This window comes from Paraburkholderia sp., from assembly GCF_024281035.1.
In the GTDB taxonomy this organism is placed as follows: Bacteria; Pseudomonadota; Gammaproteobacteria; order Burkholderiales; family Burkholderiaceae; genus Paraburkholderia.
The window spans coordinates 64,443-85,022 of the sequence record NZ_JAMXLH010000029.1; the positions used below are offsets into that span (position 1 = coordinate 64,443).

The window sequence follows — 20,580 nt, forward strand, 5'->3', positions numbered from 1 at the left end:
CGCGCGCGAACGCTCACCACCAGCGATAGAAGTGATGCACGGGCCCGACGCCGTGGCCGACGTCGAGGCGATCGCTCGCTTCGAGCGCGCCGGTGAGGTACTGCTTGGCGTCGCTGACGGCTTCGGCAAGCGTTGCCCGCTGCGGCCACAGGGCCGCGATAGACGAAGACAGCGTGCAGCCTGTGCCGTGCGTATTGGTGACGGGCACCCGCTTCGCGCCAAGACGCAGCGTGCCGCTGGCTTCGACGAGCCAGTCCGGGCTGTCGCCGCTACTGAGATGACCGCCCTTCATCAGCACGGCGCGTGCGCCGAGTGCGCGCAGCGCCTCGCCTTGCTCGACCATCGCGGCTTCGTCGGCGGCGGGCGCAACGCCGAGCAGCGCCGCGGCTTCCGGGAGATTCGGCGTGACGACGCCCGCGAGCGGCAGCAATTCCTCGCGCAGCGCCGCGACGGCTTCCGGCGCAAGCAGCGCGTGATTGCTCTTCGAAATCATCACCGTGTCGAGCACGATAAGCGCCGGCTTGTGACGGCGCAGCGCGTCGGCGACGGCGCGCACGATTGCCGCGTTCGCGAGCATGCCGATCTTCACGGCGTCGATGCGGATATCGTCGAATACGGCGTCGAGCTGCGCCGTGACGAACGCGGGATCCGGTGTGTGGATGGCGGTGACGCCGCGCGTGTTCTGCGCGGTGAGCGCGGTGATGATGCTCGCGCCGTAGGCGCCGAGTGCGGAGAATGCCTTGAGGTCGGCCTGGATGCCCGCGCCGCCGCCCGAATCCGAGCCGGCGATGGTGAGGACGTTCGAAATGGATGAAGTCATGGCAACTTGAAGGACGGGCGGGCGCACCAGGATGTGCGCGCGAGGCGCACACGCGAAGGCAATAACGGGATCAATGGCGGTGATTTTCGCCGATCAGCGCGATGGAGTCGAACGCGCGCTGATTGGCCTGGTGACGACGCATCACGAGCCACATCATGAGGCAGACGAAGGTGCCGAACAGCACGATGACGACGGTGACGGGCACGTCGAGCCAGACGAGCACGGCATAGAGGCACAGCATGACGAGCACCGAGAGGTTCTCGTTGAAATTCTGCACGGCGATGGAGTGGCCGGCGGAGAGCAGCACGTGGCCGCGATGCTGGAGCAGCGCGTTCATCGGTACGACGAAGAAGCCCGAGAGCCCGCCGATGAAAATCAGGAACAGGTAGGCGAACGAGAGGTATCCGCTCACGTGCATGTGGCCGAGGCGCATGCCCCAGTGCGGCGGAAAGAGATCGCGCGTGTAGAACGCGAGCATCATGACGGCCAGTCCCATCACGATGCCGACCGGAAGCACCGACAGCGACTTCTTGAGCGGCACGCGTGCGGCGGCAATGATGGCCCCGGCCGCGACGCCCACGGCTACGACGGCCTGAAGGATCGCACCCTCGGAGAGCGACATGCCGAGCGAGACTTCGGCCCACTTGAGCACGATGAATTGCAGCGTGGCGCCCGCGCCCCAGAAAAGCGTCGTGACGGCGAGCGAGATCTGGCCGAGCTTGTCATGCCACAGGATCAGGAAGCAGTCGGCGAAATCGGCCACGAGGCGCACGGGCCCGCGTTGCTGGCGCGGGTAGCGTGCGCCGGTATCGGGAATGCGCAGATTGAAAAGGGCCGCGACGACGTAGATGGCCATGATGACGAGCATCGCGGCCTGGGCGGGGGTCTGGACCGACGCAGGCGTATGGTGGAGCACGTGCAGCGCGATATGCGGGCTGATGAGCGCGCCGCCGAGGACGGTGCCGAGAATGATCGATCCGACTGTGGTGCCCTCGATCCAGCCGTTCGCGGCGACGAGCCGTTCAGGCGGCAACAGTTCGGTCAAGATGCCGTATTTCGCGGGCGAATAGGCTGCAGCCCCGAACCCGACGACGCCATATGCGAATAGCGGGTGCGTGCCCGCGAGCATCATGGCGCAGCCCACGACCTTGATCGTGTTCGTGATAAACATCACGCGGCCCTTGGGGCGCGAATCGGCGAAGGCGCCGACGAAGGCGGCCAGAACGACGTAGGAGAGGACAAAGAACAGCTTGAGCAGCGGGGTCATCCAGCTCGGGGCGTGGAGATCTTTCAGCAGTGCAATTGCAGCGATCAGGAGCGCATTGTCGGCCAACGACGAAAAAAACTGCGCGGCCATGATGGTGTAAAAGCCTTTTTTCATCTGATGCGATGCTGTCCTCGCTGCGGTCCGTCCGCCCCGGACGGATGGGATGCATCCGGGCTTATTACGTTCGAAATGGGTTGTGCGCAGGGCTTTATATCATGAAAATAGGTGCATTCCGACTAGCAGATTCCTTGAGCGTCCTGCAGATGGGACTTCCGGGCCCTGGAAGTGCATCGTAAGCTCATGATTCGAAAGCGTCTTTACGAAAATTTCCCATGCCTCGCCCCCTCTCAGCCACGATTCATACCGCCGCACTCGCCAACAATCTCGCCGTCGCCCGCCGTTATGCGCCGAAGTCGAAAATCTGGGCCGTAGTCAAGGCCAATGCCTACGGGCACGGGCTTGCCCGCGTGTTCCCGGGCCTGCGGGCCACCGACGGCTTCGGACTGCTCGATCTCGAAGAAGCCGTGAAACTGCGCGAACTGGGCTGGGCGGGTCCGATCCTGCTGCTCGAAGGCTTCTTTCGTCCGACCGATATCGACGTGATCGACCGCTACAGCCTCACGACGGTCGTGCACTCCGACGAGCAGATGCGCATGCTCGAAATGGCGCGTCTTTCGAAACCGGTCAACGTGCAGCTGAAAATGAACAGTGGCATGAACCGGCTCGGCTATACGCCCGAAAAATATCGTGCGGCGTGGGAACGGGCGCGCGCCTGCCCCGGCATCGGTCAGATCACGCTGATGACCCACTTCTCGGACGCCGACACGACGCGCGGCATCGCCGAGCAGATGGACGCGTTCGAGCGTGGCGCGCAAGGCATCGCCGGCGTGCGCAGCCTGTCCAATTCTGCCGCGACGCTCTGGTATCCGGCCGCGCACTTCGACTGGGTGCGGCCGGGCATCATCCTCTATGGCGCATCGCCGTCGGGCGTGGCGTCCGCGATCGAGGGTGTCGGACTGCAGCCCGCCATGACGTTCAGTGCCGAGATCATCGGCACGCAAACCATCGCCGAAGGCCAGACCATCGGTTATGGATCGACTTTCACGGCGCGCAAGCCAATGCGCATCGGCGTCGTCGCCTGCGGTTATGCGGACGGCTATCCGCGCAGCGCGCCCGAAGGCACGCCCGTGGTGGTGGAGGGCGTGCGCACGCGCGTCGTCGGGCGCGTGTCGATGGACATGCTCACGGTCGATCTCACCCCGGTGCCGCGTGCGGGAGTGGGCGCGCGTGTCGAACTTTGGGGTGCGGCCCTGCCGATCGACGACGTCGCGCAGGCGTGCGGCACGATCGGCTACGAGCTGATGTGCGCCGTTGCGCCGCGCGTGCCGGTACGGGCGGAATAAGCGGTGGCGAAGGTCAAGACGCTGTATACGTGTAGCGAGTGCGGCGGGCAGGTTCCCAAGTGGCAAGGGCAATGCCCCGCGTGCGGCGCGTGGAACACGCTGGTGGAAGGCGTCGCGGAACCGGCGGGCAACCACCGCTACCAGTCGCTCGCGAAGAGCGCGCCTGTGCGGCGCCTCGCCGAAATCGAGGCGTCCGACGTGCCGCGCTTCACGACCGGTGTCGGCGAATTCGATCGTGTGCTGGGCGGCGGCCTCGTGGCGGGCGGCGTGGTGCTGATCGGCGGCGATCCGGGCATCGGCAAATCGACGTTGCTCCTGCAGTCGCTCGCGCAGATTGCAGCCGAGCGCCGCGCGCTCTACGTCAGCGGTGAAGAATCGGCCGCGCAGATTGCGTTGCGCGCGCAACGGCTTGCGCTGCTCGATCCCGGTTCGAAAGCGAGCGAGCTGCAACTGCTCGCCGAAATCCAGCTCGAAAAGATTCAGGCAACTATCGAGGCCGAGAAACCCGATGTTGCGGTGATCGATTCGATCCAGACCATCTATTCCGAGGCGCTGACTTCCGCGCCCGGTTCAGTCGCGCAGGTGCGCGAGTGCGCGGCGCAGCTCACCCGCATTGCAAAGCAGTCGGGCACCGCGATCATCATGGTCGGCCACGTCACGAAGGAGGGCAACCTCGCGGGGCCGCGCGTGCTCGAACACATCGTCGACACCGTGCTCTACTTCGAAGGCGATACGCATTCGTCGTTCCGTCTCGTGCGCGCGTTCAAGAACCGCTTCGGTGCGGTCAACGAACTCGGCGTGTTCGCGATGACGGAGCGAGGCTTACGTGGTGTCGCGAATCCGTCCGCGCTATTTCTGTCGCAGCACGAACAAAGCGTGCCGGGTTCGTGCGTGCTCGTGACCCAGGAAGGCACGCGCCCGCTTCTCGTCGAGGTGCAGGCGCTTGTCGATACCGCTCAGGTGCCCAATCCGCGGCGGCTCGCAGTGGGTCTCGAACAGAACCGGCTTGCGCTGCTGCTCGCGGTGCTGCATCGGCACGCGGGAATCGCATGCTTCGATCAGGATGTGTTCCTGAACGCCGTGGGCGGGGTGAAGATCACCGAACCGGCCGCCGACCTCGCCGTGCTGCTGGCCATTCACTCGTCGATGCGTAACAAGGCGTTGCCCAAAGGGTTGATCGTTTTCGGCGAAGTGGGGCTTGCGGGCGAGATCCGGCCTTCGCCACGCGGCCAGGAGCGCCTGAAGGAAGCGGCGAAGCTGGGTTTCTCGTGCGCGCTGATTCCGCGTGCCAACGCGCCGAAGCAGCCGGTCGACGGCTTGCAGGTGATTGCGGTCGAGCGGATCGAAGAGGCCATCGACAAAGTTCGTACGCTTGAATGAAACCGGCCGGGTGCGGCTATTCATTCAGGCGTACGCAAGGTGCACGCAAGGCTCATGCAGGGCACACGCAGGGCGCTGCGGATCCTGTACTGTCGCGTAATGATTAGTAACAACCCTGCCACACACTGTAACCTGGGCTTTCTGCGATTTCCCTATTCTTGGCCGCATGTTCGACTCGCGCGCAGCGGAAAGGATAGCGTCGTGAAACAGATTGATACGCTCGCCGATAGTCGTTCGATCGTCGTGCGCGGGTGCAGGATATCCGAGCCGCTCATGCAGCCCTGGGGCAGCAGTTGCCGCATCGTCGAGTGGATCGACAGCGACGGCTGCATCTCGCGACGTGTGGTGGCCGGGAACGTGACGGCGGCCCAGGTGCGCAGTACGATTGCGCATCACGTGGAAGGCCGCCGGCACATTCTCAACGACGACGAACGCACGCCGCGGCAAACACTGCCACGGCGTTAGCCAGTAAAAATGGGCGCCATGTGCGCCCATTTTTACTTTTGCCCCGCATTCACATTTTTGACCGCGCCGCGCGTCGGGTTTCAGTTCCAGGGGCCGTAGGAGAACGGCTTGCCGCTGCTGAACGCGCCGATTTGCGGGTTCACGCGGGGCGCGCTTTGCGTTGCCGCATCTTGCGCTACCGGATTGTTTGCCTGCTTTGCGGTGTTTTCCGCGAGTGCTTCCTGCAGGACGTCCGGGTTGAACAGCGGGTGCCGCGACGCCTCACCTGCGGTGAGCACAGGTGTCACGCAACAGTCGATCGGTTCAAGCAGGTCGATCCACGTTTGCAACGGCTCCGCTGCGATGATCGCTGCGAGTTCGCGTATGAGCCCCGCAGCATCCGTGCCGCCGATTGCCTGCCCCAGACTCCAGTGCCGCTCGGCCCACTCTTCGCGGCCGAGCGCCTTGCAGAACGCCTGCCAGAACTTCAGTTCCAGCGCGCCGACGGCGAGCCAGCGGCCGTCCTGGGTGCGATACAGGTTGTAGCAGGGCACGCCGCCGTTGAGCAGACCGCCGCCGGGCTGGAGGGCTGCCGCGTCGTCGTTGGCGAGCGCGACTTGCGCGACCACGTTGTAGGCGTAAGCGGCGTGCGCCATCGAAATGTCGATAAAGCGGCCCGTGCCGCCGCGTGCGACCTGCCAGAGCGCGGCGAGGATCTGCGTGACCGCCGAGAGCGCGCCGCCGAGCAGGTCGGCGATCTGGAAATTCGGCAGCACGGGCGTTCCGTCGCGCGCCGCAAGCTGGTCGAGCACGCCCGAATAGCCGATGTAGTTCAGGTCGTGACCGGCGCGGTCGGCGAACGGACTGTCGGCGCCGTATCCGCTGATGGCGCAATAGACGAGCTTCGGATTGATCTGGCTCAGCGTTTCGTAGCCGACGCCCAGCCGCGTCATCACGCCGGGGCGAAAGCTCTCGACGAGCACGTCCGCTTCGCGCGCGAGCGCCAGCAGGACATTGCGCCCGCTTTGCGATTTCAGGTCGATCCGGGTTTCGCGCTTGCCGTGGTTGACGAGGCGGTAGAACGCGCCGGGCCGCGTGGCGACTTCGTCCGCGGAGCTTTGCATCATCGCGCGGGCCGCATCGCCTGCGCCGGGCGGCTCGATCTTCAGCACGTCCGCGCCCATTTCCGCGAGACGCAGCGTGGCAACCGGGCCGGGCAGCAGCATGGTCAGATCAAGGACGCGTAGACCTTGTAACGCAGCAGGTGACGACACTCGTATCTCCTTCGCTTCGTACGGCGCGTGCGCCGCGGCTAGCCAATCTGTTCGAGATCCTCGTGCGCGTCGAGCCAGTCGGCTTCGAGCGTATCGAGGCGCGCCTGGACTTCGGCCTGGCGGCGGATCGCGTCGGTCAGGCGTGTCTTCTGGCCGGGCTCGTAACTCGCGGGATCGGCAACGAATGCATCGAGCGTGCCTTTTTCCGCGTTGAGCGTGTCCATTTCCTTCTCGATCTTGCCGATTTTCACCTGGAGCGGTTTCTTCAGCTGCGACAGCTTCTGGCGCGTCTCCGCTTCCTGGCGGCGCTGTTCCTTGCGATTGACGCCCGCATCGGCTGCGCCGTCGCCGCCCGCGTCCTGCCGGAGGGCGGCGCGCTGTTCGGCGGCGTGCTGAAGCAGCCAGTCGCGATAGTCGTCGAGATCGCCGTCGAACGGCTGCAGGCGATGTTTGGCAACGAGCATGAACTGATCGGTGGTCGCGCGCAACAGATGGCGGTCGTGCGAGACGAGGATCAGCGTGCCTTCGAATTGCGCGAGCGCCATCGTGAGCGCGTGACGCGTTTCGAGATCGAGGTGGTTGGTCGGCTCGTCGAGCAGCAACAGGTTCGGCTTCTGCCAGATGATGAGCGCGAGCGCGAGCCGCGCCTTTTCGCCGCCCGAAAACGGCGCGATGGGCGCTGTGGCCATTTCGCCGGGAAAATTGAAGCCGCCGAGAAAGTCGCGAAGTTCCTGCTCGCGCGTGTCGGGTGCGAGGCGCGCCAGATGCTGCAACGGCGAATCGTCCGGGCGCAGTGTTTCCAGTTGATGCTGCGCGAAATAGCCGATCTGCAGGCCCCTGCCCGTGCGCAGATCGCCCGAGAGCGGCGCGAGCGTGGCGGCGAGCGTCTTGATGAGCGTGGACTTGCCCTGGCCGTTCGCACCGAGCAGGCCGATGCGCTGCCCGTTCTGGATCGACAGCGCGACATCGCCCACGATGGGCGTTTCTCTGCCGTCCTCGGCGCGGTAGCCGCAGCGCACGTCTTCCATGACGAGCATGGGATTCGGCGCGGAATCGGGCGTGCGGAATTCGAACGTGAACGGCGAGCTTGCGTGCGCGGGCGCAATCAGTTCCATCTTTTCCAGCGCCTTTACGCGGCTTTGCGCCTGGCGCGCCTTGGTCGCCTTGGCCTTGAAGCGGTCGATGAAGCTTTGCAGGTGCGCGACGGTTTTCTGCTGCTTTTCGTAGGCGCTTTGCTGGAGCGCGAGTTGCTGCGCGCGCAGGATTTCGAACTGCGAGTAGTTGCCGCCGTAGCGTTTGATCTGCTGGTTTTCCAGATGCAGCGTGACGTTGCAGGCCGAATCGAGGAACTCGCGGTCGTGCGAGATCACGATGAGCGTGCCCGGGTAGCGATGCAGCCAGTCTTCGAGCCAGACGATCGCGTCGAGGTCGAGGTGGTTCGTCGGTTCGTCGAGCAGCAGCAGGTCGGAGCGGCACATCAGCGCCTGCGCGAGGTTCAGGCGCATGCGCCAGCCGCCCGAGAAGCTCGAGACCGGCGCGCGCGTCTGCTCGAGCGTGAAGCCGAGCCCGAGCAGCAGCGCTTCGGCGCGCGCGGGCGCGGTGTAGCCGTCGGCGTCGGCGAAGGCCGCGTGCGCCTCGGCTTCGGCCGCGCCATCGTGCGCAACCGATGCCGCGGCGATGCGCGCCTCGATGTCGCGCAGCGCGGCGTCGCCGTCGAGCGCGTAGTCCAGTGCGGTGCGCTCGACAGCCGGCGTTTCCTGCGCGACATGCGCGATCCGCCACGAGGGCGGCAGCGAAAAATCGCCCGCATCCGCGTGCAGTTCGCCGCGCAGCACGGCGAACAGCGTTGATTTGCCCGCGCCGTTCGCGCCGACGAGACCGGCCTTTTCACCGGGGTTCAGCGTGAATGAGGTCTGGTCGAAAAGCGGCTTGGTGCCGCGGGCAAGACTGAATTGATTGAAGCGGATCACAGCAGCGCCAGCTTGGGAAAACCGCTATTTTAGACTGTGCGGCCCGTGGGCCGGCATCAGCCGTTCGGCCGATGTGCGGCGCGCGGCGATTCTCGCCTAAACTGGGGCATTTCCCGGGGAGTGCACAGATGACGTCGATCTATTCGTTTTCAGCAGAACCGCTTGGCGGCGGCGCGCCGGTGAGCCTGGAACGCTTTGCGGGCAAGGTGCTGCTGGTCGTGAACACCGCGAGCGAGTGCGGGTTCACGCCGCAGTACGCCGGTCTGCAAAAGCTTTACGAGGCGTATGCCGCGCGCGGCCTCGACGTGCTTGGTTTTCCATGCAACCAGTTCGGCAAGCAGGAGCCGGGCGACGCGGCGCAGATCGGCAGCTTCTGCGAGCAGAACTATGGCGTCGGGTTTCCGATGTTCGACAAGATCGACGTGAATGGCGCGAATGCTCATCCGCTCTATCGCTGGCTCACGGGCGAGGCGCCGGGCGTGCTCGGGCTAGAGGCGATCAAGTGGAATTTCACGAAATTCCTCGTCGACCGAAACGGCAATGTGGTCAAGCGCTATGCGCCGGTCACCAAGCCGGAGGCAATCGCGGCGGATATCGAAAAGCTGTTGTGAAGCGGCCCTAAAGGATCGGCGCGAACAGGCGCGCGAGATGCATGGTCATCTTGCGCCAGGCGAGCGCATCGCGGTATTCGGTGCGGTCCACCTCGACGGCCTGCTCGAAGTCGCGCAGCAGCATCGCTTCGACCTCGGCCGCGAAGCCGCGGTGCACCGTGAGTACCATGATCTCGAAGTTCAGCCGGAATGAACGGTTGTCGAGGTTCGCGCTGCCAACGACTGCCGCCACGTCGTCGATCAGCAAGACCTTCTGGTGCAGGAAGCCAGGCTGATAACGGAAGATGCGAATGCCGGCGCGGATGGCATCGAATGCGTACAGCGTCGAGGCCTCGAACACCACGTAGTGATCGCGGCGGCCCGGAATCATGATGCGGACGTCCACGCCGCGCAGCACAGCGAGCCGCAGCGCCGAGAACACCGCTTCATCGAGCACGAGATAGGGCGTGGTGATCCACAGCCGCCGGCGTGCCGCGTTGATCGCCTCGACGAAGATGAGCGAACAGGTCTCCTGGCGATCGGCGGGACCGGTCGGCATCACGAGACAGAACATGTTGTCGTCGCAAGGCGCGACGGGCGGCGGTTCGCAGTCGGGCAGCTCCTGCGTGACCCAGTACCAGTCCTCGGTGAAGGCGAACTGGATGTTCGCGACCGCGGGGCCGCGCACTTCGATATGCGTGTCGCGCCAGGGCGAGAGCGGCGGTTTGGCGCCGAGGTATTCGACGCCCACGTTGTGGCCGCCCACGAAGGCGCGCTCGCCGTCGACGACGACGATCTTGCGGTGGTTGCGGAAGTTGAGCTGGAAGCGGTTGACGAAGTGGCGCCGCGTCGAAAACGGATGCACCACGACGCCGCCTGCGCGCAATGCGTTGACGTAGCTCGCGGGCAGGTCGAAGCAGCCGATGCTGTCGTAGAGGAAAAACGCGCGCACGCCGCGCGATACGCACTGGATGAGCGTGTCCTTCAGCATCTCGCCGAGGGTGTCTGCGTGCACGATGAAAAATTGCACGACCACGTAGTGGCGTGCCTGCTCGATCGCCTCGAAGATGGCCGAGAACGTGGCTTCGCCGTTCACGAGCGTGCGCACCGAATTGCCGGGCACGATCGGCATGCCGCCGAGCTGCGCCATCGTCTGGATCACGCGCGCGCCGAGTTCTTCGACCGGCCATTCGCCGTTAGAAAGGAGCTCGTCCCACTCGGGCGCGTGAGCGCGCGAGCGCAGGGTTGCATTGCGCAGCCGCCGCGCGTCGGCGTAGCCCGCGAACTTGCTGCGACCGAGGAAAAGGTAGGGGATCAGCGTCAGATAGGGCATTGTCGCGAGCGACACAGCCCACGCGATCGCGCCTTGCGAGGTGCGGGTGTTGAGGATGGCGTGGCACGCCGCAGCGATTCCGAGGAGGTGGATGATCGCGAGAAGCGGGCCGAGCTGTGACCAGTCGAATTGCATAGGGGCGCGGGGCGCGCCGGATGCTGGACGACACCGTAGCGCTGTAGCCGGGAAGCTTCCATCTTACCGAACCCGGCCGGGCTGGGGTTATGGTTCCGGCCCCGGGCGCGCGCGCAAAACCGCGATCTGACAGTTTTCGCGAATTTTCGCGCGCGAAAGGTACTTACAAAAGGCGTTTACACCGGCAGATCGGCCGCCTGGATCAGGAATACCTGATCGTCGCCCGCGCTCGTCGAGAGCCAGACGAGGTCCAGCCCGCCGAAGGCCGCTTCCACGTTCGCGCGCTCGTTGCCGATCTCCACCACGAGCACGCCTTCGTCGGTCAGCCAGTTGCGCGCCTGCGCAAGAATGCGGCGCACGATGTCCATTCCGTCCGCGCCGCCTGCGAGCGCCATTTCCGGCTCGTGACGGTATTCGGGCGGCAGCGCCTGCATCGATTCGGCGTTGACGTACGGCGGATTCGTCAGGATGACGTCGTAACGGCGTTCGGCCAGCGGCGCGAACAGGTCGCCCTCGAACAGCGCGACGCGCTCGTCGAAGCCGTGCTCGTGGACGTTGCGGCGCGCCACTTCGAGCGCCGGGGCCGAGAGATCGACTGCGTCGATGTCGGCGTTCGGGAACGCATGCGCGGCGAGTATCGCAAGGCTTGCCGAGCCGGTGCACAGTTCGAGCACCGCGCCCACGTGTTCGGGATCCTCGACATACGGCTGCAGGCCGTCTGCGAGCAGTTCGCCGATGAACGAACGCGGCACGATCACGCGTTCGTCGACGTAGAAGCGCACGCCATGCATCCACGCTTCGTTCGTGATGTAGGCGGCGGGCACGCGCTCGGTCGCGCGGCGCTCGATCACGCCGAGCACGGCGTCGATCTCGTCGGCCGCGAGCCGCGCGTCCAGGAACGGGTCGAGCAGATCGAGCGGCAGATGCAGCGTGTGCAGGATCAGGTAGGCGGCCTCGTCGTAGGCGTTGGACGAGCCGTGGCCGAACGCGAGTTCCGCGGCGGTGAAGCGCGTCACGGCGTAGCGCAGCAGGTCGCGCACGGTGGAGAAGGTGGTCGACAGGGGATGCGTCATGTGTGGGGCTCCGGCAGGCGTATTCAGGCGATCAGTTGTTCGAGCACGCGACGATACACGTTCTTCAGCGGTTCGACGTACTTTAGTTCGATATGCTCGTCGATCTTGTGGATGCTGCCGTTCGGCGGGCCGAATTCGACCACCTGCGGGCAGATGCGCGCGATGAAGCGGCCGTCGGACGTGCCGCCCGTCGTCGAAAGTTCGGTCGTGACGCCGGTCTCGTCGAAAATCGCTTTTTCGAGCGCATTCGACAGCACGCCGCGCGGGGTGAGGAACGGCAGGCCGCTCACGGTCCAGTGCAGCTCGTAGTCGAGGCCGTGCTTGTCGAGGATCGCATGCACGCGCTGCTGCAGGCCTTCCACCGTGCTGGCGGTCGAGAAGCGGAAGTTGAACTGGACGTCGGCGTGGCCGGGAATCACGTTGCTTGCGCCGGTGCCGCTGTGCAGGTTCGACACCTGCCATGTCGTGGGCGGGAAGTACTCGTTGCCGTCGTCCCACTTTTCGGCCACCAGCTCGGCGAGCGCGGGCGCGAGCAGATGCACGGGGTTTTTCGCGAGATGCGGATAGGCGATATGCCCCTGCACGCCCTTGACGATCAGCTTGCCCGACATCGAGCCGCGGCGGCCGTTCTTCACGCAGTCGCCGAGCGTGTGCGTCGAAGTCGGCTCGCCGACGATGCAGTAATCCATTTTCTCGCCGCGCTGCTGCAGCGCTTCGACGACCTTCACGGTGCCGTCGGTCGCGGGGCCTTCCTCGTCGCTCGTGATGAGAAAGGCGATGGCGCCGCGATGCTGCGGATGCGCGGCGACGAACTCTTCGCTCGCCACGACGAACGCGGCGAGCGAGGTTTTCATGTCGGCGGCGCCCCGGCCGTAGAGTTTGCCGTCGCGTTGCACCGGCTCGAACGGCGGCGATTTCCACTGTTCGAGCGGGCCGGTCGGCACGACATCGGTATGGCCCGCGAAGGCGAGGAGCGCTCCGGCGGCACCGTCCGTGCCGCGCTTCACGGCCCACAGGTTCGTCACGCCGTGCGACTCGATCGTTTCGCATGTGAAGCCGAGCGGCGCGAGGCGCTCGGTCATGATGCGCTGACAGTGCTGGTCGTCGGGCGTGACGGACGCACGCGCGATCAGGGCTTCGGTAAGGGCGAGGGTGCCGGACATGGAAGGGCCACTTTCAATAAAAATGCCGGCGCCGCGAGTTCACACGGGCACCGGCAACAGCTTGTTATTACGCGTTGTGCGAAGCAGTCCGGCTCACGCGAAGAGCGTGGCGTACTGTTCCGCCGAAAAACCGAGCGTCTTCACACGGCCGTTCACGACGACGACAGGCCGCTTGATGACCGATGGCTTCTCGATCATCAGCGCGATCGCACCGTCCTGGCTTTCGGCCGCCGACTTCGTTTCGTCGGGCAGGCCGCGCCACGTCGTGCCGCGCTTGTTCACAAGCGCTTCGAGGGACACGTCCTTGAGCCAGCCTTCGACCATCGGCGCGCTCACGCCCGCCTTTTTGAAATCGTGAAATTCGAATGCGACGCCGTGCGCTTCGAGCCACACACGGGCCTTCTTCACGGTGTCGCAGTTCGGAATGCCATAGACGACGGTTTTGCTCGCCGCCATCAATCGCCTCGCAGCAGCTCGTTCAGGCCGACCTTGGCGCGCGTCTTCGCATCGACCTTCTTGACGATCACGGCGCAGTACAGGCTGTGCGAGCCGTCTTTCGAGGGCAGGTTGCCCGCGACGACGACCGAGCCCGCCGGAATGCGGCCGTACGAAACTTCGCCGGTTTCACGGTCGTAGATCTTGGTGCTCTGGCCGAGGTACACGCCCATCGAAATGACCGAGTTCTCTTCGACGATCACGCCTTCCACGACTTCCGAGCGCGCGCCGATGAAGCAGTTGTCTTCGATGATGACCGGATTGGCCTGCAGCGGCTCCAGCACGCCGCCGATGCCGACGCCGCCCGAGAGGTGCACGTTCTTGCCGATCTGCGCGCACGAGCCGACCGTCGCCCAGGTGTCGACCATCGTGCCTTCGTCGACGTATGCGCCGATGTTCGTGTATGACGGCATCAGCACGACGTTCTTCGCGATGAACGAGCCGCGGCGCGCGATGGCCGGCGGCACGACGCGAAAACCGCCCGCGGCGAAGTCTTCGGCGGTGTAGTTCGCGAACTTCGACGGCACCTTGTCGTAGAACTGGCTGTAGCCGCCCGCGGGCATCGGCACGTTGTCTTCGAGACGGAACGACAGCAGCACGGCTTTCTTCACCCACTGGTTGACGACCCAGTCGCCGTCCTTCTTCTCGGCGCAGCGCAGCGCGCCGCGGTCCAGTTCCGCGATGACGTGGGCGACGGCTTCGCGCACGTCGTTCGGTGCGGATTTGGCCGAGAAGTCCGCGCGGTTTTCCCAGGCGTTGTCGATGATCTGCTGAAGTTGTTGCGACATGGTGTTGGTTTCGTGTGAGTTCGGATAGGGAAGGCGGTGCGGGCGCGGCGCGCCTCGGAGGTGCCTCGTGGGTGCCTTATGGGCGCCGCGCGTGGCGTTCAGGCGAGCGAGCGGCAGAAATCGACGATGCGTTGTGCGCCCTCGATGCACTCCTCGACGTCGGCGACAAGCGCCATGCGGACGAAATTCTGTCCCGGATTCGCGCCGTGCGCGGTGCGGGCCAGATAAGAGCCCGGCAGGACCGTCACATTATAGTCGGCGTAGAGACGCTGGGCGAAAGCGGTATCGGACAGGCCGGTACGCGCGACGTTCGCCCAGAGGTAGAACGCGGCGTCCGGCAGACGCACGTCGAGCACGTCGGCGAGCATCGGCGTGACCGTTGCAAACTTGCGCGCGTACTTCGCGCGGTTCTCGCGAACGTGCTGCTCGTCGCCCCACGCAACAGCGCTCGCGGCCTGCCAGACCGGCGACAGCGCCGCGCCGTGGTAGGTGCGGTAGAGCAGGAACTGCTTGAGGATCGCGGCGTCGCCCGCGACGAAGCCCGAGCGCATGCCCGGCACATTCGAGCGCTTCGACAGACTCGACAGCATCACGAGGCGCTCGAAACCGCGGCCGAGGCGGTGCGCCGCTTCGAGCCCGCCGAGCGGCGGCTTGGTTTCGTCGAAGTAGATCTCGGAGTAGCACTCGTCGGAGGCGATCACGAAGCCGTAGCGGTCGGACAGCGCAAAGAGTTCGCGCCAGTCGTCGAGCGTGAGAACCGCGCCCGTGGGGTTGCCGGGCGAGCACACGTAGAGCAGCTGCGTGCGGGCCCACACGTCCTCGGGCACCTGCGAATAGTCGCACGCGTAGTTGCGTGCCGGATCGCTGTTCACGAAGTACGGCTCGCCGCCCGCGAGCAGCGCGGCGCCTTCGTAGATCTGGTAGAACGGGTTCGGGCAGAGTACGATCGCGCGTCTGGCAGGATCTTTCACGCCGGCGGCCGGATCGACCACCGCCTGCGCGAGCGCGAACAGCGCCTCGCGCGAGCCCGAGACCGGCAGCACTTCGGTGTTCGCGTCGATGGCGGGCAACGCGTAGCGCGCCTTGATCCAGTTCGCGATCGACTCGCGCAGCGCGGGACTGCCCGCTGTCGCCGGATACACCGCGAGACCGTCGAGCGAGGCGATCACGGCGTCGCGGATCAGCGTGGGCGTCGGATGTTTCGGCTCGCCGATGCCCAGGCTGATGGGCCGCAGGCCGGCTTTCGGCGTGACGTCCTTAAAGAGGGCGCGCAGCTTTTCGAAGGGATAGGTCTGAAGGGTGTCGAGTAGCGGATTCACTTGGGCGTTGGGCGGGCGTAAGCGAAAAACGGGCGTAAGCGAAAAACAGAGGAGCAGGCGCGCGGAACTCGCCTGCGGCGCGCACTGAAACCATGCGGCAGACGGTTGCAGGCGGTCGATTATAGCGTGGTGTCGCGGGCCATGCGGCGTGCCGCATGGCCTTTACGAATCGTCTGCGGCTTGTGAGGGAAAGTTGAAGTTTTGAACGCTCTGAAGGGCTTTAAAGGGTGTGAGGGGGCAAGAATGCGGTTTTCGATGTATCGGCAGTGCATGACCCGCGACGCGCACGTAAAGCAACTGAGGCAACTGAGGCACCTGACGTGCCCAGGGACGCTGCGATGAACCAGCGCTTGCGCGTCGACTGGCCGACGCTGGCGATCCTCGTCGGCGCGTCGGTGTGGGGCATCGTCTGGTATCCGCTGCGGATGCTGGCGGCGCTCGGCGTCACCGGCACGGTTGCGAGCGCGGTGACGAGCGCCGCCGGGTGCGCATTCGTGCTGTTGCTACGCCGCCGCTCCATTGCGACGGTGCGCTGGCACTGGGTCTTGCCGTTTCTCGGGCTCGCGGCGGGCGTGACGAATCTGGGCTTCGTCTGGGGTACGATCCACGGCCAGGTGATGCGCGTGATGCTGCTGTTCTATCTGGCCCCGGCATGGACCGCGCTCTTTGCACACTTTATCCTCGGCGAGCGGCTGACCTGGTCGGGCGCGGCGCTCGCTGCGCTTTCGCTTGGCGGGGCGATGCTGATGCTGTGGTCGCCGGCGCTCGGCGTGCCGCTGCCGGGCAATGCGGCGGAATGGGCGGGCCTCGCGGGCGGCATGGGTTTCGCGATGAGCAACGTGCTGGTGCTCAAGACGAGCCGCGTGCTGCCGGAGATGCGCCCGGAAATGCGCACGGCCGTGATCTTTGGCGGCACGGCCCTGTTCAGCGCCTGTGCGAGCACCTTCGAACCGATGGCGGCGGTCCCCACGGGCGACCTGCTCGGGCGCGCGCTGCTGCTCGTCCTGGCGCTCGGCCTCGTGCTCGCGTCGAACAACATGATCGTGCAATACGGCCTCGCGCGCGTGAGCGCGAACCGCGCGTCGATCATCATGTTGTTCGAGATCATCGTGACCGCGCTCAGTTCGTGGCTCTTCGCCGGTGAGGCGCCCGGTCCGCGCGAGTGGGCGGGCGGCGGCTGCATCGTGCTCGCGTCGCTGCTGTCGAGCTGGGTACACCGCGTGCGCAGCGCGCCTGCCGGGCGCGAGGACGGCGCCGGGCTGTCAGGCGGCCATGCGGACAATGGCGACGATACTGACGGCGGCAGCGCAGGCAACGGGTCGCAGCGCGAGCAGAACGACGTGCGTGCGATGGTATGATTGCCGCTAATTCTCGCCGAGGAGCGCACGCCAGGCCGCGCCGCGCGGCGAGCCGTGGCGGCTGCCCAGTGCGCGTTCCGCTGCCGGGCGATTGCGCCGGCGCGTGGTGTGCGGCACGGGCGGTCCCGTTCACTCTCCCAATTCAAACAGCGATATCGCCGTGCGTCTGACCTCGATTAAACTCGCTGGCTTCAAATCATTCGTCGATCCCACGCATTTTCAGGTTCCGGGCCAACTGGTCGGTGTGGTCGGGCCGAATGGCTGTGGTAAATCCAACATCATCGACGCAGTGCGCTGGGTGCTCGGCGAGTCCCGTGCGTCCGAGCTGCGCGGCGAGTCGATGCAGGACGTCATCTTCAACGGCTCGACCGCGCGCAAGCCCGGCAGCCGCGCGAGCGTCGAACTCGTGTTCGACAACGCGGACGGCCGTGCCGCCGGCCAGTGGGGCCAGTATGCGGAGATCGCCGTCAAGCGCGTGCTGACGCGCGACGGCACGTCGAGCTACTACATCAACAACCTGCCGGCGCGCCGCCGCGACATCCAGGACATCTTCCTCGGCACGGGCCTCGGACCGCGCGCCTACGCGATCATCGGCCAGGGCATGATCGCGCGCATCATCGAAGCGAAGCCGGAAGAGCTGCGCGTGTTCCTCGAAGAGGCGGCGGGCGTCTCGAAGTACAAGGAGCGCCGCCGCGAAACGGAGAACCGTCTGCACGACACGCGCGAGAACCTCACGCGCGTCGAGGACATCGTGCGCGAACTCTCGACGAACCTCGAAAAACTCGAAGGCCAGGCGGTCGTCGCGACGAAGTTCCGCGAACTGCAGTTCGACGGCGAGGAAAAGCAGCGCCTGCTGTGGCTGCTGCGCAAAAACGAGGCAGCGAGCGAGCAGGAGCGTCAGCAACGCGCGATCGAACAGGCGCAGATCGATCTCGAACGCCAGACGGCGCAACTGCGCGAGGTCGAGGCGCAACTCGAAACGTTGCGTGTGGCGCATTACACCGCGAGCGACGCGATGCAGGGTGCGCAGGGCGCGCTCTACGAAGCCAATGCCGAGGTGAGCCGCCTCGAAGCCGAAATCAAGTTCATCGTCGAGTCGCGCAATCGTGTGCAGGCGCAGATCGCTGCGCTGAGCGCACAGCGCGAACAGTGGCAATCCCAGGCGCAGAAGTCGCAAGGCGACATCGAGGACGCCGAAGAGCAGCTGGCGATGGCCGAAGAAAAGGCCGCTGTCGCGCAAGAGGAGGCTGCTGCGAAGCAGGACGCGCTGCCCGCGCTCGAAGGCCGGTGGCGCGATGCGCAGGGCCAGCTCAACGAAGAGCGCGCGGGCATTGCTCGCACAGAACAGGCGCTGAAGCTCGAAGCCGCGCATCAGCGCAACGCTGATCAGATGCTGCAACAACTGCAACAGCGTCACGAGCGGCTCAAATCCGAAGAGGGTGGACTCGACGCACCGGACGAAGCGCAGCTCGAAGAGTTGCGCATGCAACTGGTTGAGCAGGAGGAAATCCTGCACGACGCGCAGCTGCGGCTCGGCGACGCGCAGGAAGCGCTGCCGCGTCTGGACGGCGAACGCCGCTCGGCACATGAGCGTGTGCAGGCCGAGAATGCGCAGATTCACCAGCTCGAAGCGCGCCTCTCGGCGCTCAAGCAGTTGCAGGAGAACGTGCAGACCGAGGGCAAGATCCAGCCTTGGCTCGAACGTCACGAGCTCGGCGCACTGCCGCGTCTGTGGAAAAAACTGCATGTCGAGGCCGGGTGGGAAACGGCGCTGGAAGCGGTGCTGCGCGAGCGGCTCGCCGCACTCGAGGTGTCGAACCTCGACTGGGTGAAGGCGTTCGCTACCGATGCACCGCCCGCCAAGCTCGCGTTCTACGCGCCGCCCGCGGCGGGCCAGGTGGCGCCTGCGCCTTCCGGGCTCGCGCCGCTGCTCTCGCTCGTGCGGATCGACGATGCGGGATTGCGCGCGGTGCTGACCGAATGGCTCGGCTCGACCTTCGTCGCGGCCGATCTTTCCGAGGCGCTGGCGCAGCGTGCGCAGTTGCCGTCGGGTGGCGTGTTCGTCGTGAAGTCCGGCCACATGGTGACGCGCGTGGGCGTGCAGCTCTACGCCGCCGATTCGGAACAGGCCGGCATGTTGGCGCGGCAGCAGGAAATCGAGAATCTGACGCGCCAGGTGCGCGCGCAGGCCCTGCTCGCCGACGACGCGCGTGCGGCTGCGATTCGCGCAGAGGCTGCGCACACGCAGGCTGCGCAGGCGCTCACGGAAGTGCGCCAGCAAGCCGAGCGCGCGACGCAGCGCGTGCACGCACTGCAACTGGACGTGCTGAAACTCACGCAGGCGCACGAGCGTTATACGGCGCGCAGCACGCAGATTCGCGAGGAACTCGACGAGATCGCGGCGCAGGTCGAAGAGCAGCGCGCGTTGCGCGCCGGGTCGGAAGCGAACTTCGAGCGCCACGATGGCGAGCTGGCCGAACTGCAGGCCCGTTTCGAAGACAACCAGCTTGCGTTCGAAGCACTCGACGAGGCACTCGGCGCTGCGCGCAATGAGGCGCGCGATCTCGAACGTGCCGCGAGCGATGCGCGCTTCGCCGCGCGCGACATGGCGAACCGGATCGAAGAACTGCGGCGCAACATCCAGGTGGCGCACGATCAGAGCGAGCGGGTAGCGGCGTCGCTCGAAGACGCGCGGGCCGAACTCGAAACGATCAACGAACAGACCGCTCACACCGGTCTGCAGGATGCGCTTGAGATTCGCACGCGGAAGGAAGCGTTGTTGCGCGTTGCGCGCACCGAACTGGACGATCTCACCGGCAAGCTGCGTCAGGCCGACGAAACGCGGTTGAGCGCCGAGCGTGCGCTGCAGCCGCTGCGCGATCGCATCACGGAATTGCAGTTGAAGGAGCAGGCCGCACGTCTGAACGGCGAGCAGTTCGTCGAGCAGCTGCAGGCCGCGGGCGTCGATGAAACGGCGCTGCGTGAGAAGCTCACGCCGGACATGAGGCCATCGTATCTCCAGGGCGAAGTCACGCGCATCAACAACGCGATTGCGGCCCTCGGTCCGGTAAACATGGCGGCACTCGACGAACTCGCAGCGGCGAAAGAGCGCAAGATCTTCCTCGACGCGCAGTCCGCCGATCTGACGAGCGCGATCGAAACGCTCGAGGACGCGATCCGCAAGATCGACCAGGAAACGCGCACGCTGCTGCAAGGCACGTTCGACGAAGTGAACCAGCATTTCGGCGATTTGTTCCCGCGCCTCTTCGGCGGCGGTCAGGCGAGACTCATCATGACGGGCGACGAGATTCTCGATGCCGGGGTGCAGGTGATGGCGCAGCCGCCGGGCAAAAAGAATTCGACGATTCACCTGCTGTCCGGCGGCGAGAAAGCGCTGACGGCGACCGCGCTGGTGTTCGCGATGTTCCAGCTCAATCCTGCGCCGTTCTGCCTGCTGGACGAAGTGGACGCGCCGCTCGACGACGCGAATACGGAGCGTTTCGCGAATCTGGTGCGTGCCATGTCGGACAAGACGCAGTTCCTGTTTATTTCGCACAACAAGATCGCGATGGAGATGGCCCAGCAGCTGATCGGCGTGACGATGCAGGAGCAGGGCGTGTCCCGCATCGTTGCGGTCGACATGGAAACAGCGGCGGGTTTTGCACAGAATACGGTTTAACGAGCGGCGCGCGATGCGCATCCGGTGGTGCCGGGCGAAAGCCGGCCACCGCGTGCGGCGCGAACGCAACGCAAGCGGAACGCGCCTGT

The 20,580-nt window shown here is 65.6% G+C and carries 16 protein-coding genes; 6 read left to right on the top strand and 10 right to left on the bottom strand.

All coding sequences use genetic code 11. From position 1 onward, the window contains the following. Positions 1 to 13: 13 nt before the first annotated feature. Together thiD and lplT are read right to left on the bottom strand one after the other, a co-directional pair. Positions 14 to 820 carry a bifunctional hydroxymethylpyrimidine kinase/phosphomethylpyrimidine kinase gene (gene thiD / locus Q0L30_RS09400; protein ID WP_296654290.1) on the bottom strand — a complete coding sequence of 269 codons (807 nt, stop codon included), beginning with the start codon at positions 818 to 820 and terminating at the stop codon, positions 14 to 16. Positions 821 to 890: 70 nt separating this feature from the next. After that, a complete protein-coding gene (gene lplT / locus Q0L30_RS09405) occupies positions 891 to 2,201 on the bottom strand; it encodes a lysophospholipid transporter LplT (protein ID WP_296654291.1) in 1,311 nt (436 codons plus the stop codon). Positions 2,202 to 2,419: 218 nt separating this feature from the next. Between lplT and alr the strand changes: the two genes are divergently transcribed. The 3 genes from alr (at position 2,420) to Q0L30_RS09420 (ending at position 5,335) form a co-directional block, all read left to right on the top strand. Then, positions 2,420 to 3,490 (top strand): alanine racemase, encoded by a 1,071-nt coding sequence (gene alr, locus Q0L30_RS09410; protein WP_296654293.1) that lies wholly within the window; start codon positions 2,420 to 2,422, stop codon positions 3,488 to 3,490. A gap of 3 nt (positions 3,491 to 3,493) precedes the next feature. Beyond that, positions 3,494 to 4,870 carry a DNA repair protein RadA gene (radA, locus tag Q0L30_RS09415; RefSeq protein WP_296654294.1) on the top strand — a complete coding sequence of 459 codons (1,377 nt, stop codon included), beginning with the start codon at positions 3,494 to 3,496 and terminating at the stop codon, positions 4,868 to 4,870. A 201-nt stretch (positions 4,871 to 5,071) separates the two neighbouring features. Beyond that, positions 5,072 to 5,335, top strand: coding sequence for a DUF2866 domain-containing protein (locus Q0L30_RS09420; protein WP_296654296.1), 264 nt, complete (start codon positions 5,072 to 5,074; stop codon positions 5,333 to 5,335). Between the two features lie 80 nt (positions 5,336 to 5,415). On the opposite strand, the gene Q0L30_RS09425 is transcribed toward Q0L30_RS09420, so the two are convergent. After that, on the bottom strand, positions 5,416 to 6,588 hold the full coding sequence (locus Q0L30_RS09425; protein ID WP_296654298.1) for a CaiB/BaiF CoA-transferase family protein: 1,173 nt from the start codon (positions 6,586 to 6,588) through the stop codon (positions 5,416 to 5,418). 38 nt (positions 6,589 to 6,626) lie between these two features. After that, positions 6,627 to 8,558, bottom strand: coding sequence for an ATP-binding cassette domain-containing protein (locus Q0L30_RS09430; protein ID WP_296654300.1), 1,932 nt, complete (start codon positions 8,556 to 8,558; stop codon positions 6,627 to 6,629). A gap of 128 nt (positions 8,559 to 8,686) precedes the next feature. On the opposite strand from Q0L30_RS09430, the gene Q0L30_RS09435 reads away from it, so the two are divergent. After that, positions 8,687 to 9,169 carry a glutathione peroxidase gene (locus tag Q0L30_RS09435; protein ID WP_296654303.1) on the top strand — a complete coding sequence of 161 codons (483 nt, stop codon included), beginning with the start codon at positions 8,687 to 8,689 and terminating at the stop codon, positions 9,167 to 9,169. A gap of 7 nt (positions 9,170 to 9,176) precedes the next feature. Here Q0L30_RS09435 and cls read toward each other — a convergent pair whose 3' ends face one another. From cls to dapC, 6 genes are all read right to left on the bottom strand, one after another. Further along, the gene (gene cls, locus Q0L30_RS09440; RefSeq protein ID WP_296654304.1) at positions 9,177 to 10,616 is read right to left on the bottom strand and encodes a cardiolipin synthase; all 1,440 of its coding nucleotides are present in this window, start codon (positions 10,614 to 10,616) and stop codon (positions 9,177 to 9,179) included. 176 nt (positions 10,617 to 10,792) lie between these two features. Continuing rightward, entirely contained in the window at positions 10,793 to 11,677 is an 885-nt protein-coding gene (gene prmB / locus Q0L30_RS09445; RefSeq protein WP_296654739.1) for a 50S ribosomal protein L3 N(5)-glutamine methyltransferase, read from the bottom strand. A 35-nt stretch (positions 11,678 to 11,712) separates the two neighbouring features. Further along, on the bottom strand, positions 11,713 to 12,852 hold the full coding sequence (dapE, locus tag Q0L30_RS09450; RefSeq protein ID WP_296654306.1) for a succinyl-diaminopimelate desuccinylase: 1,140 nt from the start codon (positions 12,850 to 12,852) through the stop codon (positions 11,713 to 11,715). A gap of 93 nt (positions 12,853 to 12,945) precedes the next feature. Further along, positions 12,946 to 13,308 (bottom strand): ArsC family reductase, encoded by a 363-nt coding sequence (locus Q0L30_RS09455; protein WP_296654308.1) that lies wholly within the window; start codon positions 13,306 to 13,308, stop codon positions 12,946 to 12,948. After that, entirely contained in the window at positions 13,308 to 14,135 is an 828-nt protein-coding gene (gene dapD / locus Q0L30_RS09460) for a 2,3,4,5-tetrahydropyridine-2,6-dicarboxylate N-succinyltransferase (RefSeq protein WP_296654310.1), read from the bottom strand. The genes Q0L30_RS09455 and dapD overlap by 1 nt, the downstream gene beginning before the upstream one ends. Positions 14,136 to 14,233: 98 nt before the next feature. Further along, the gene (gene dapC / locus Q0L30_RS09465; protein WP_296654312.1) at positions 14,234 to 15,454 is read right to left on the bottom strand and encodes a succinyldiaminopimelate transaminase; all 1,221 of its coding nucleotides are present in this window, start codon (positions 15,452 to 15,454) and stop codon (positions 14,234 to 14,236) included. A 338-nt stretch (positions 15,455 to 15,792) separates the two neighbouring features. On the opposite strand from dapC, the gene Q0L30_RS09470 reads away from it, so the two are divergent. Together Q0L30_RS09470 and smc are read left to right on the top strand one after the other, a co-directional pair. After that, complete coding sequence (locus tag Q0L30_RS09470) at positions 15,793 to 16,812, top strand: DMT family transporter (RefSeq protein ID WP_296654314.1); 1,020 nt, start codon at positions 15,793 to 15,795, stop codon at positions 16,810 to 16,812. Positions 16,813 to 16,972: 160 nt separating this feature from the next. Continuing rightward, positions 16,973 to 20,491 carry a chromosome segregation protein SMC gene (smc, locus tag Q0L30_RS09475; protein ID WP_296654315.1) on the top strand — a complete coding sequence of 1,173 codons (3,519 nt, stop codon included), beginning with the start codon at positions 16,973 to 16,975 and terminating at the stop codon, positions 20,489 to 20,491. Positions 20,492 to 20,580 lie beyond the last annotated feature (89 nt).